Annotated in this window: 10 protein-coding genes; 2 read left to right on the top strand and 8 right to left on the bottom strand. The window is 69.7% G+C overall.

Annotated features, from left to right (window positions below; genetic code table 11):
• The coding region (locus TSO5_RS21720; RefSeq protein ID WP_109153536.1) for an AMP-binding protein at positions 1–1,393 on the top strand (1,393 nt) is incomplete at its 5' end.
• Positions 1,394–1,475: 82 nt separating this feature from the next.
• Entirely contained in the window at positions 1,476–2,033 is a 558-nt protein-coding gene (locus TSO5_RS21715) for a TetR/AcrR family transcriptional regulator (RefSeq protein ID WP_109153534.1), read from the top strand.
• A 37-nt stretch (positions 2,034–2,070) separates the two neighbouring features.
• On the opposite strand, the gene TSO5_RS21710 is transcribed toward TSO5_RS21715, so the two are convergent.
• From TSO5_RS21710 to TSO5_RS21675, 8 genes are all read right to left on the bottom strand, one after another.
• Complete coding sequence (locus TSO5_RS21710; RefSeq protein ID WP_109153533.1) at positions 2,071–3,042, bottom strand: hypothetical protein; 972 nt, start codon at positions 3,040–3,042, stop codon at positions 2,071–2,073.
• Entirely contained in the window at positions 3,042–4,688 is a 1,647-nt protein-coding gene (locus tag TSO5_RS32780) for a DUF4852 domain-containing protein (RefSeq protein ID WP_158282469.1), read from the bottom strand. Before TSO5_RS32780 ends, TSO5_RS21710 begins: the two co-directional genes overlap by 1 nt.
• Positions 4,689–4,795: 107 nt before the next feature.
• Positions 4,796–5,587: a hypothetical protein gene (locus TSO5_RS21700; protein WP_109153531.1), complete on the bottom strand. Its 792-nt coding sequence runs from the start codon at positions 5,585–5,587 to the stop codon at positions 4,796–4,798.
• 301 nt (positions 5,588–5,888) lie between these two features.
• On the bottom strand, positions 5,889–8,855 hold the full coding sequence (locus TSO5_RS33680; RefSeq protein WP_109153529.1) for a methyl-accepting chemotaxis protein: 2,967 nt from the start codon (positions 8,853–8,855) through the stop codon (positions 5,889–5,891).
• A 274-nt stretch (positions 8,856–9,129) separates the two neighbouring features.
• A complete protein-coding gene (locus TSO5_RS21690; protein WP_109075116.1) occupies positions 9,130–9,624 on the bottom strand; it encodes an Lrp/AsnC ligand binding domain-containing protein in 495 nt (164 codons plus the stop codon).
• A gap of 132 nt (positions 9,625–9,756) precedes the next feature.
• Positions 9,757–11,388: a HAMP domain-containing sensor histidine kinase gene (locus TSO5_RS21685; RefSeq protein ID WP_109153527.1), complete on the bottom strand. Its 1,632-nt coding sequence runs from the start codon at positions 11,386–11,388 to the stop codon at positions 9,757–9,759.
• Entirely contained in the window at positions 11,369–12,193 is an 825-nt protein-coding gene (locus tag TSO5_RS21680) for a response regulator transcription factor (protein ID WP_109153525.1), read from the bottom strand. Before TSO5_RS21680 ends, TSO5_RS21685 begins: the two co-directional genes overlap by 20 nt.
• Positions 12,194–12,221: 28 nt before the next feature.
• On the bottom strand, positions 12,222–12,792 hold a 571-nt coding region (locus TSO5_RS21675), incomplete at its 5' end, for a hypothetical protein (protein ID WP_109153524.1).

The following is a 12,792-nucleotide window of genomic DNA, read 5'->3' as shown; positions in this document are numbered from 1 at the left end:
GCCGGCGCCCCCCCCGCCACCCGCCCTGATGGTGCGGCCCTCGGCCTTCCTGCGTGCGGAATACCGCGGCGAGTCAATCGCGCTGGCGACGCTGCTGTGCGACCGCCATGTCCGCGCCGCCGACGGCGCGCGGGCGGCGTTGCTGCATGAAAGCGTCGCCGGCCAGACGACGGAGCTGAGCTTTGCCCGGCTGGCCCGCGATTCGGCGCGCTTCGCCACCGTGCTGGCCGGCATGGGGGTCGGCGCGGGCGACCGGGTGGCGGTGCTGCTGCCCAAGGGGCCGGAGCTGCTGATCACCGCGCTGGCGATCTGGCGGCTGGGTGGCGTCTATATGCCGCTGTTCACCACCTACACCGCGTCGGCCGTCGCCTACCGGCTGGCCGACAGCGATGCGCGAGCCATCGTCACCAACGGCTTCCTGCGCCGCAAGGTGCCGCGCGACAACACCCGCCCGGTGGTGACGGTGGAGGGCGACGAGGCCTTCGGTCCCGACGCCGTGCCCTTCTGGTCGTCGCTGCACGAGGCCGCGCCGCTGGCCGAGGTGGCGCGCTACCGCGAGGGCGACGCCTTCGCCCTGATCTACACGTCGGAATCCGAACCGACGCCGCTGGGCGTGTCCCTGCCGGTCAAGGCGCTGTCGGGGATCGAGCAGTACATGCGCATCGGCCTCGACCTGCGCGACGACGACATCTATTGGAACATGGCCGATCCCGGCTGGGCCTATGGCGCCTATTACGGTCTGGTCGGGCCGCTGCTGCTGGGGCGGACGACGATCTTCTGCGACGGGCCGTACGACGTGCGGCAGGGCTACCGCATGCTGACCAAGTTCGGCGTCACCAACCTCACCGCCGCGCCGTCGCAGATCCGCGCGTGGCACGGCGCCGATCCCGGCGTGTCGCACCAGTTCGCCCTGCGCATCCTGTCGGTGGTGGGCGAGCCGCTGCCGCCCGACCTGATCGCCTGGGCCAACCGGACGGTGAAGGTCCCGCTGCTCGACCAGTATGGCCAGCGCGAGACCGGCATCTTCATCGTCAACCGCTACGACCCCGACGGCATCGGCCGCTACGAGTCCGACGCGCCGGAGGATGGGGACGCGGTTCAGCCCGCAAGCGGCTCACTCGGCCGGCCGATGCCGGGCTTCCGCGTCGTCATCCTCGATCCCGACGGGCGGGAAGCGCCGGTGGGCGGCGCCGGGGAGATCGCCATCGACGTCGACCATTCCCCGCTGTTCTGGTTCGAATCCTACGCCAACAACCCGGAGCGCACCGCCCAGCGCTTCCGCCACGGCCGGCGCTATTACCTGACCGGCGACCGCGCCTTCCTGGATGCCGACGGCAACATCCATTACCGCGGCCGGGCGTCCGACGCGATCCAGATGCAGCAGGGCGAATAGTCAGCGGCCCTTCTTTTCGGGTATAGATCGCCACCGGAGTTGTGGAAGCGGGCCAGGGCGGCGGAAAGCGCGAAGGACGGGTATGGAATCCAAGACGAAGAACCGCGAATCCTGGCTGGCCGCCGCCTTCGCGGCACTGGCCGAAGGCGGCGTCGACAAGGTGCGGGTGGAGTTGCTGGCCAAGGCCCTGAAGGTGACCAAGGGCAGCTTCTACTGGCATTTCCGCGACCGCACCGACCTGATGAACGCCTTGCTCGACAGCTGGAAGACGGGCCGCATCGCCGCCATCAAGGAACAGACCCGGCTGGACGGCCGCGAGCCGGCGCAGCAACTGCGCGACCTGCTGGCGCTCTATGGCGGCAGCAAGCCGCGCGGCATGGCAATAGAACTGGCGGTGCGCGACTGGGCCCGGCGCGCGCCGGAAGCGGAAAGCGTGATCGCCGAGGTCGACCGCGAGCGCCTGCACAGCGTCGCCGGCCTGTTCGTGGCGCTGGGCCTGCCCCCCGACCAAGCCTTCGCCCGCGCCTACCTGTTCTACGCCTTCGCCTTCGGCCAGGGCCTGCTCGCCCCCGGCGCCGCGGCCGACCGCGCCGAGGTGGTGCGGGCGATCTGCGCCGACGTGCTGGTGCCGGCCGCCTGACCGGGCGGGCGATCCCGCCCGGCCAGCACCATCACCGTCAGTTGCTGATCGTCGCCTTGGTGACGGCCAGGAAGCCTTCCGGGCTGTCGAAGGCAGGCAGGATCGGCGCGAAGCCCGCGCCCCGCTTGAACACCGGCATCGGTCGGGATAGGCCGGTCGCCACCCGCAGCTTGCCGCCGTCCTTTGCCCAGGCACCCACGGCGGCGGCCGAATTCCGCGCCGCTTCCGGCGCCATGCCGGCGCGGATAAGCGCGGTGGGGTCCAGCGGCGCCGCCTGCCGCCCTGACGGGTCCTGCTTCTGCGGAAGATCGGTCGCCACGATCTCGCGCTCGCGGCGCCGGATGCCGCTGTTGTCGACCGTCACGTCGGCCTCGACCAGCGCGACGCGGAACAGCATGTCCATGTTCTGCGCGGCGGCGCCCATCAGCTCCAGGGGGTTGAAGTTGCCGGACGCCAGCCGGCGGGCGGTCGCCACCATCGTCGGGTCGATCCCCTCCATCCGCAGCCGCGCGCTCCAGCCGCCGGCATCCCGCACGGTGCCGCTGGTCTCCACGGACAGCGACTGCCGCTGGTCGTCATAATCCAGCGCCAGCGAGACGTCGCCGCGCAGGCTGGTGTAGCCGAGGCTGACCATCTCGCGCAGGGCCTGGTTGTAGCGGTCGGCCCGCGCCATCGCCAGGACGGGCACGTCGGCGCCGCTGGCCGACAGGCGGGCCTTGCGGATCTCGCCGTTCTGCAGGGCGATGTCGGACACGTCCACGCTGGTGGCGCGGACCACGGCGTCGGGCGACAGGGTGACCGTCACCCCCTGCAGGCTGACCGACCCGAAGGGCGAGGCCGACAGGTCGGCATAGCCGACCCGCCCGTTCAGCCCTTCGCGGATCAGGAAACCGTCGACCAGATCGCGGGCCTGGGCGGTGGCGTGCCGCTTCGCCAGGGTCCAGCCACCCCCGGCCACCACCAGGGCGCCGAGGACGAGCGCCGAGGCGACCTTGTTGCTGACTTTCATCACGGGGTTCCCTTGGACAGGCCCGCCGCGGCGAGCTTCTGGTCGACGATGAAGACGGGGTCGGCCGCATCGGCGCATTCCGCCTTGCCGCAGGCATGGACGACCGCAGCCTCCAGCTTGGCCGGCGGCAGCGCGTCGTCGCCGTCGGCGACCGACAGCGCGCCGCGGACCACGTACCAGCCGTCGGATTTCAGCGCCGGCCCCGCCTCCGGCACGGTGACCTGCAGCTTGCCGGGCCAGCGGGTGGCGACGGCGCTGCGCCCGTCCGATCCGGCCTGGATCAGCATGGTGACGGGAACCGCCCCGCCCTGCAGCAGGGCGTCGGTGCGCGCAGCACGCAGGGTATCCAGCCGGGCGCCATACGCAATGCCGCCGGGCTGCATCAGGTTGGCAAGGCGGGCGCCGGCCGGCAGGGACGCCAGTATGTTGATGTTCTGCTCGCGCTGGGCGGCCATCCGCTGGCGCTCCTGCTCGCGCTGGCGTTCCTGCTCCGCCTTGGCGGCGGCGGCCTTGCGGGCGTCGCGATCGGCGAACAGGCCGGCGAGCGCCCGCTCGTCGAAGCGGTACAGCACGCTGGTTGCCTCGCGGTCGGCATAGATGACGGCGCTCTCCAGCTTGGCCTTGGCCTTTGCTCCGCGCCAGTTGTCGACCTTGACGCCGGCCGGGTCGATCTTCAGCGTCGCCCCGATCATCAGCGTCCGGTCGACCGACCCGTAGCGGGTGCGGCCCTCGGCGAAGGACTGGGCCGCCGACCGGTCCATCGGAATGCCGGTGATCGCGTCGAGCCCGTCGATCTCGACGGTGAAGTTGTTCGGCAGCTTGGAGTCGGTGCAGCACCAGTTGGGCTGCACCGACAGCGAGGTGAACGTCTGCGTGATCGGAAACCGCTGGGTGGCGAAGTCGTAGGCCTGGAATTCGGTGCGATAGACGATGGTCACCCGGTCGGGATCGGCACGGCTCATTTCGGTGAACAGATCGGCCTTGGCCCGTTCCAGCAGGGGCTGGAGCTTGAATTCCTGGTAGCGGACCTGCTGGAACTCGCGGTTGAACCGGTGTCCGGCCCACCAGGCCAGGGTTCCGTTGTCCTCCGCCAGCGCCCCGTTCCGGCGCAGCAGAAGCAGCAGCATGCCGGGATAGTTCTTGCCGATCTCGATGGCAGGCTGGGGAGGCGGCATGGGGGCCGGAGCCGGCGCGGGAGCCGGAGCGAATGCCGCGACGGGGGCCGGTGCAGCTGCGGGCGCCGGCTGGGGCGCCGGTTGAAGCACCGGCGCGGGTGCGGCCGGAGCAGCGGCGACCACCGTCCAGTCGCTGGCCGCGGCGGCCTCCCCCCGCCAGACGACGGCGCCGCTGGCCTTCTCCACCCCGACGAGCGCGGCGCGGCCGGCGGCCGGGCATTCCTTCGACAGAACCAGGGAGCCGATGCGGCGGACCAGCGATGTGAAACCGTCCGTCGCGAACAGCCCCCTGTCCTCCGCCACCACCTTCAGCGCGGCACGGTCGGCGCACCAGGATGGTCCGTCGGCGAAGACCTCGACCTTCAAGGCTCCGGAGAAGGCAAGGCGCCGCCCGTCTTCCGCCGCACCCGCCGCTGGGGCGAGCGAGAGCAGCAGGCCGAGCGCCAGGGGCGGAATCAAAAGCTGTTTCACGAGACATCCCCACTGCATGTCCGTCGCCGCCCGCGAAGGGGCGGCGTCCGGGTCAGGCGTATTTCCGCGAGTTCGGGCCGAAGGCCGCCGTCCGGCGATTGGACGGATCAGCGCTTCGGTTCGTCCAGGTCGATGGGCTGGTCGATCTGCATGTCGAGATCGATGCCGCCGCTGGCCGGTGCCGACTGGGCGGGCGCGGGCGCCGGGCTGTAGGCGGGTGCCGGCGTCGCGGGCGCGATGGGCTCCAGTTGCGGGGCGGGGCCGGCGGACGGCGCCTTGCCCGGCGCGGACGGAGCGGCGGGCTGCGACGGCCCAGGCCCGTGATTGGGCGCATGATTGGGCGCCTGCTTGGGCCGCGACGGCGCGCCGATGCACTCGGACAGCTTGCCGATGGCCCAGCTCGACCCGTCCAGCTCGTACAGCTTGCGGATGCCGAGCCCTGGCACCCCCAGCGCCACCGTGTCCGCCGAGGCGAAGCGGGACAGCACCGCCCCGACGTCCGGCCCGCCGAGTGGCGCGATCAGCATGCCGAATCCGGCCGGCCTCGCCTGCACATGATGGATCTTGCCGCTGTCGAACACGATTTCGATCGGATAGGTCGCCCCGGCCATCACCGGCACGCCCGTCTTGTTCATCGACAGACCGGTGTTGTTCCGGGTGGCGATGAATGCCAGCTCCTGGGCGGGCGACTGCTTCGACGCGACGCAATAGGGCACGGCGCCGGGATTGGTCGGGGTGTAGCGCTCGACCAGCCAGCCGCGCTGCTGGGCATAGATGGCCGACGGCACGAAAGCGCCGGGATAGACGGGGCCACGGGCGGTCTGGCAGGACGCCAGCAGCGGAAGGCCGCAGGCAAGGGCGAGAAGAATGCCGGCACGGCCGGCGGTGCTGATCGGCATCGCGTGTCCTTCCGGGGCGGGCCCGGTCAAATCGGGAGCGGGTGGCGGGTGCGGCAGGATGGGCGGACGAAGGGGAAGACCCCGCTCCGTGACGGTCGCGCCGTTTCCTGACCCTGCGGGAATGGCCCCACTCAATTCATAACTTATTCTTCAATCATTTCCGCAACTTGCGGATGGTGCGAAATGCAATCCTGTTAGTCAAAAGCAATCTTTCCGGCCGGAATGCGTCCCGATGTCGCAATTCCGGCCCAGCCCCGCAGCCATGCGGCCTCCCGGCCGCTCTCCCCGCGCCCCGGGGCGCCTACGGCATATAGGCCAGCCGCAGGTTGCCCCAGTGACGGCCGCGCACGACGATCGGCGCATCGACCTCCTTCAGCCGCACCATCTGGCCGCCGCCCATGTCGCGGCGGTAGGCCTGCAGCAGGAACGGACGGGTGTTGCGGGCGGCGGCAAGGCCGGAGCGGTCGGCGAAGACGCGGCGGTTGCGGCAATGGGCGGCGTTCCAGGCGGTTTCGCCCGGCCGCTGCGGTTCGGAATAGCGGGCGTTGTGGGTCGGCAGATAGCCGACGGCGTTGACCGCGGCACAGAACTGGAAGCGCGGGTTGGAGGCCAGCACCGGCTCCTGGATCGCCGGGAACAGCCGGTCGATCAGCTCGGTGAAGGGGGCGATGCACTGTTCCGGCTCGGTGCCGGGGATGGTCGACAGCTCTGTCGAGAACAGCGCCTCCTCGCCGATGCTGCCGTTTGACAGCGCCCCGTCCAGCGCCTTGGCCAGGGCCGCCGCAGTGTCCTGCACGGTGCGGATGATGGCCGAATCCGCCTCGATCATCGCGTCGTAGGCGCGCCGCAGCCGGTCGGATTGCGCGTCCGACAGCTCGTCGAAAGCCAGATGCAGGCCAAGATCGCTGATGCCGGCGACGATGGCCGGCAGGTCGCCGACATCGCGCAGCGTCACGGTCAGCCGCATATGCTCGGCCAGTTCCGGCAGCCCCTTGTTCTCCACCAGCAGCCCGTCCGGCGACAGGTCGAGCATGGTGACGGTGCGGCGGTCGCCGGCAACGGTCAGGCCGATGGGATCCTCGCACGGGATGCGGTTGGAGACGCGGCGGTCGCCCGCCACCGACTGGCGCAGCGCGATGACCAGCCGGCGCTTCAGGTCGGCCACCGCGCCCTGGGTGTCGATCATGCGGCGGCTGACGTCGGTGGCGATGCCGGTGATCTCGTCGGTCTGGTCGCGGATGTGCAGCACGCTGCCCGACACCTGGGAGGCGCCGCCGGCCGAATTGGTGGCGCTGCGCCCGATCTCGGCGTTGGCGGCCGACTGCTCCTCCACCGCGGCGGCGGTGGCGGCGGCGGCCTCGTCGATCTCCTCGATCACCGAGATGACGGTCTGGATCGCGGTGACGCTGCCGCCGACCGCCTGTTTCAGCTGCTCGATCTGGCGGGCGATGTCCTCGGTCGCCTTCGCCGTCTGGTTGGCGAGCGTCTTGACCTCGCTGGCGACGACGGCGAAGCCCTTGCCGGCCTCCCCCGCCCGCGCGGCCTCGATGGTGGCGTTCAGCGCCAGAAGATTGGTCTGGCCGGCGATGGAGTTGATGAGGTTGGCGACCTTGGCGATCTCCTCCGTCGCGACCTCCATCTGGCCGATGGCGGTGGCGGAGCCGCGGGCGCTGTCCACCGCGCGCCGCGCCACCTCGCTGGAGCGCGCCGCCTGCCGGGCGATCTCGTGCCCGGCGGAGTTCAGCTCCTCCGTCGCGGCGGCAACCGACTGGGCGTTGGCGCTGGCCTGTTCGGAGGCGGCGGACACCACCACCGTGTTCTCCCGCACCACGCCCAGAGACTGCATCAGGTGCCGGATGCCGTCACCGGCGCGATTGCTGGCCAGTTCCACCCCGATCCAGGTGGCGTCGAGATCGCTCTCGATCGATTTGCAGGTTTCCAGCAGGGCCTGACGGGTCAGCGCCTTCTGGCGCATCTCGGTCTCGTGCTTTTCATGGATGCCGTAGGCCAGCTTCGCCTTCATGGCGTTCAGCTCCGACGCCACGCGGCGGAATTCCGGCACGCCGACGGGCGGCATCGGGTCGGTCAAGGCGCCGCGGGCGATGCGCTCGAAGGTCCGTTCCAGCAGCGCCAGCGGACGGCGCACCGTGCGCAGGATCGCCCAGCCGAACAGGGCGGCGAGCAGGGCGCTCAGCACAAGCGCCGCCGCCAGTTGGATAAAGCGGCTTGCATAATCCTTGTCCGCCTTCTCGAATTCCTCGCGGGCGACCCTGATCTGAAGCCCAAGCAGGGAGTTCGCGACGCCGTGCAGGTCGGCGAAGGCCGGGCGGACGATGCTGCGCAGATGGGCGTCCAGGCCGGCCGCATCCTTCCGCTTCGCCAGCGCCAGTGCCGGTTCGATCCCGCGCTGCAGATAGGTCCCGACCAGCGGCTTGAATCTGTCGGCGAGAACGGCCTCTTCCGGGGTCAGATAGGTCGCCAGATAGTCGGCCAGCAGGCGCCGCATCGCTGCGGCGTTGTCCGCCACGTCCTTCTCCACCGCGGCAAGGTCGCCAGCGCCGCTTCCCGCCTGCAGGTCGGCGGCGAGGTCGGTCAGGCGCTGCCGGCTGTCGCGGGCGAGGTTCTGGATCTCGCCGATCTGATAGGCGGGAACCGTGCGGTCCTCATACACCGTTCGCAGCGATTGGTTGGAGTCCGCCATGCCGTGCAGCCCTAGCCAGCCCGCCAGCAGCACCGCCAGGATCAGCAGCCCGAACACCGCGGCCATGCGCCCCGACAGGCTGGTCCAGGCAAAGGCGGCGGCCCGGCCGGTGCGGCTCTTCCGCACCAGGGCGCCTTCCTCCAGCGCCAGCGCGGCGCGGCCGTCGCGCATCTCCGCATAAAGCGCCTCGGCCGCCGCGACTTCCTCGCGCGAAGGCTTGGAGCGGATCGAGATATAGCCGGTGACGGCGCCGTTCTCGACCACCGGGGTGACGTTGGCCCGCACCCAATAGTAATCACCGCCCCTGGTCCGGTTCTTCACCATCCCTTCCCAGGGCCGTCCCTTCTTCACCGTCGCCCACAGGTCGGCGAAGGCCTCCTTCGGCATGTGGGGGTGGCGGACGAGGTTGTGGGGCGCGCCGATCAGTTCATGTTCGTCAAAGCCGCTGATCTCGACGAAGGCCTGGTTCACGAAGGTGATGCGCCCGCCGGTATCGGTGCGGGACACCAGGGGAACCCCCTCGGTCAGATGGACTTCCCGGTCGGTGATCGGTGTGTTGACGCGCATGAGGCGGCTCCGCTCCAGCCAAAGTCTCGAAGGATGTGGCCGGGGAAGCGGACGGCATCGCAACCGCCGGGCAACTGTATCGGTCGCCTCCCGGGCCTGCCCCTTCGCTGCAAGTGGCATGCCGCATCATAATGTTGGCAAATGAACAAACGCCGCGTTGAACTGTAAGGTCGGCGTAAAATTGGCCCACCACAATTTTCGCAAAATGCGTCCAGAATGGACAGCCAGCTCTAAGCTACTGTGCAATTTGGAAAATGCTTTGCTGTCTGACCATTCAGCCGCGTAACGACCCGTTGGACAGCCCGTCCAGCGGAATCGCGGTGACGCTCTTCACCTCTTCCATCACGGCGTAGGTGTGGGTTTCCCGCACGCCGCGGGCGGTGGACAGCAGTTCGCCCAGGAACAGGCGGTATTCGTTCATGTCGCGCACGCGCGCCTTGACCAGATAGTCGAAGCCGCCGGCCACCATGTGGCATTCCATGATCTGCGGCATGCGCAGCACGGTGGCCTTGAAGTCGTCGAAGTTATCGGGTGTGGTGCGGTCCAGCACCACCTCGACGAAGACCAGCATTCCCGCTTCCAGCCGGTGCGGGTCGAGCAGCGCGACATAGCGCTGGATGATCCCGTCGGCCTGCAGCCGCTTCACCCGCTCCAGGCAGGCGGCCGGGCTGAGGTTGATGCGGCGGGCCAGCTCCACATTGCTGAGGCGGCCGTCATCCTGCAGTTCGCGCAGGATCTTGATGTCGGTGGAATCGAGATTGCGGTCCATCGGCGGCTCGGAATGCTGTTCGGCTGGCGGCCCCGATCCTAACGGAAAAAACGGGATCAGGCCATGCCGGACCATAGCCGGAGCGGCGAAGGCGCCGCCGATCCGAACCCCGTTCGCCCCGCATGCCGCCGATCAGGCCGCCAGCGGCAGGGCCACCGTCATGCGAAGGCCGCCGGTCGGGCGGTTCTCGGCGCGGACACGGCCGCCGAAGGCCTCGATGTTGCGCCGGACAATCCACAGCCCGATGCCGAAATGCGCCGCGCCGGCCTGATGCGCCGCCGCCTCGTCCTCCGGCATGCCGCGGCCGGGTTCGCGGTGGGAGAAATAGCGCTCGAAGATGCGGTCCAGGTTGGCCGGATCGACACCCGGTCCTTCGTCGTCCACGACCAGCTCGGCCATCATCGCGCCCTGGGAGCCGCTGCGGGTCAGGCGGACGCTGACCGTCCCCTCGGGCGGCGAGAAGCTGACGGCGTTCTCCACCAGATTCTCGACGATGGTCTCCAGCGTCTCCTCGCTGGCCCGCACCACCAGCCCGGCATCGATGCGCGAGCGCATGTGCAGGCGGCGTTCGGCCAGCAGCCCGGTATAGCCGCCGGCCATCCGTTCCACCAGCGACGACAGATCGACCCGGCGGCGCGACGGGGCCAGCAGGTCGGCCGCCGCCTCGTCCATGCGGCGGGCGAAGGACACCAGCCCGTCCAGCTTGTCCAGCGACTTCTCGATCATCGCCAGGGCGCGCTGGCTGCGGGTGTTCTCCGCCGGCATGGCGCGGCGCAGCGGCTCCACCGACTGGCGGATCACGGCGATCGGCGTCTTGAAGGCATGGGCGTTGTCCTCGGCGGCCCGGCGCAGCGATTGGGCGCTGTCGCGCAGCGTGGCGACCAGCCGGTCGAAATCCTCGGCCACGCCGGCCAGTTCCGGCACGGTGTTGCGCGCGGCGAAGGAGGCGTCGCGGTCCTCGCGTTCGGGCGTATCGTCGCCGCCGACGATGCGGCGGGCCAGATCGCCGAAGCGGTTCAGGTTGCGCCAGATGCCGGCCAGCACCGCCAGCACCAGGGCGGCCATCGCCAGATAGATCGCGGCGGCGGCCTGGACCGCCGGCGTGCTCCAGTAAGGCCGGCCGATGGAGGAGGAGATATAGGCTTCCGTCGCGTGGCTGGTCACCAGCGCCCAGCAGCCGAAGCTGGTCTTGATCGGGGTGATGGAGGACAGCACCTCCTCCCCGCCTTCCAGATGGGGGACGCGCATCGCCAGCGTCGCGTTGCCGGCGCAGCTCGACCCCAGACGGTCCAGCACGCCCTGTTCGAGCAGCAGGCGCCGTTCGGCGTCGATGTCGGCGGTGGACAGGCTGGGGGCCGCGGCGACGTAGAAGAAGGGTTCCGGCCCGGCCTTGGCCCCGGACGGGGTGGTGGCGGCACCGGTGGCGGTCACGCGCGGGCGCACCAGCAGCTTCAGCCGCGTGCGGTCGTCGCCATAGCGGGCGAGCGCGATGCTCAGGCTGGGAAGGGCGGTGCGGTCGACGCCCAGCAGTTCGGGTTCCAGCGCGCGGGCGATCAGCTCGCCCTGGCGCTGGGCGCTTTTCAGCAGAAGCTGCTGCGACGCCTCGTCGGCGCGCTGGAACTGGTCATAGAGCAGGACCGGCACTGCGATGAAGACAAGGGTGAGCAGCAGCAGGCGGCTCGCCATCGAGCGCCAGAGCCAGAGCAGGCGAGCGGACGCCCGTCGGGGCGCCCGCAACGCGAGGTCAGTCGGCAGCAGCGCCATCGATCAGCATATCCTCGCCCATACCGTCCTCGTCGCGGCCCTGGTTGGCCGCGTTCTCACCCTTGCCCCAGCGATAGCCGAAGCCCGGATAGTTCTCGATGCAGGCGAAGGTCGCGTCAACCGACCGGAACTTCTGGCGGATGCGCTTGATGAAGGCGCGGACGTTGGCGCGGTAGCCCGACGGGCCATAGCCGGCGACGAAGCCCTTGCCGTGGACGAGGTCATAGATCTCGCGGTAGGACACGTCCTCTTCCGGACGGGTCGACATCAGCTTGACGATGTTGAACTCGGTCAGCGTCAGGTCGATGCGCTTGCCCTTCCAGAAGGCTCGGCTGTTGTCCAGGCGCAGTTCCAGCTCGCCCAGGCGGTGGCTGGTGCCGTTGCCGCCGGCCTCCGCATCCTCGGCGCCCTTTGCGCTGTCGCCCTTGATACCATCGAGGATCAGGCGCATGCGCTTCAGCAGGATCGACAGGCTGCGCGACTTCTCGACGAAGTCCAGCGCGCCGCCGGCCAGGGCGGCCTCTTCGTAAATCTGGTCGGACAGCACGGTCAGGAAGATGACCGGCGTGGCGATGCCGCGGGCGCGCATCTGGCGCAGGACGTCGATGCCGTCCAGCTTGGGCATGCGCCAGTCCAAGAGGACGATGTCGACCGACCCGCCTTCGGCGAAGAAGTCGAGCGCCGGTTCGCCGCGGTCGAAGGTGATGACCTCGTACCCCTCGTCGCCGAGGTTGAGGCTGAGCGACTCACGGAACAGGTCGTCGTCGTCCACCAGAGCGATGCGGGCAATGGTCGGATCGGTCATTGCTGACATTCCCTTGTTCGACTCCGCCTTACTGAACCCCGGCGCGGACAGGGCGCCCTGGGTCAGCTTGAGCGAGGAGTTGGGCGAAGCATCGGTGGTCGGCGTCAGGGACATTTTGGCTGCTCTTCATATCGTAAGAGAGGGCGCGGAAGTCCTGGGACGAGGTCATATCCATGAAGAAGAACACCTTGAGGGTGCAATCGCCCTTGGCATACCGCCAGATCTTGGCGGGAGGCGCCTCTTCCCGTGCAACAGGGGACCCCAGGAGTTTGAGAGTCTGGACTTCGTCCAGCCCGACAAGACTGTCGGGGTCGGCGTTGGTGGTTGCGGGTTGGGTGGGCGTGCCGCCCATGGAAGGCATCGCCGCCTGGGCGGCATTGGGCTGCATTGCCGCCTGGGCGGCATTGTCGGATCCGATGGCCGCCAGATGGGTGGTGGCCTGATCGGCGCTCAGCTTGTCGGCGGTCAGCTCCCCGGCGGTTACCGGCGGGCCCGGCATCGGCATCGGCAGGGCCGGCGCCAGCGTGGCGGCGTCGGGAGCCTTCCGGACCGGCTTGGGCTTCGGCACCGGCGGGGTCGCCTGTCGGGCGGGCGGGCGG

This window comes from Azospirillum sp. TSO5 (assembly GCF_003116065.1).
In the GTDB taxonomy this organism is placed as follows: Bacteria; Pseudomonadota; Alphaproteobacteria; order Azospirillales; family Azospirillaceae; genus Azospirillum.
Note: the sequence above shows the minus strand (reverse complement) of the source record. Positions and strands in the feature narration are given on the sequence as shown.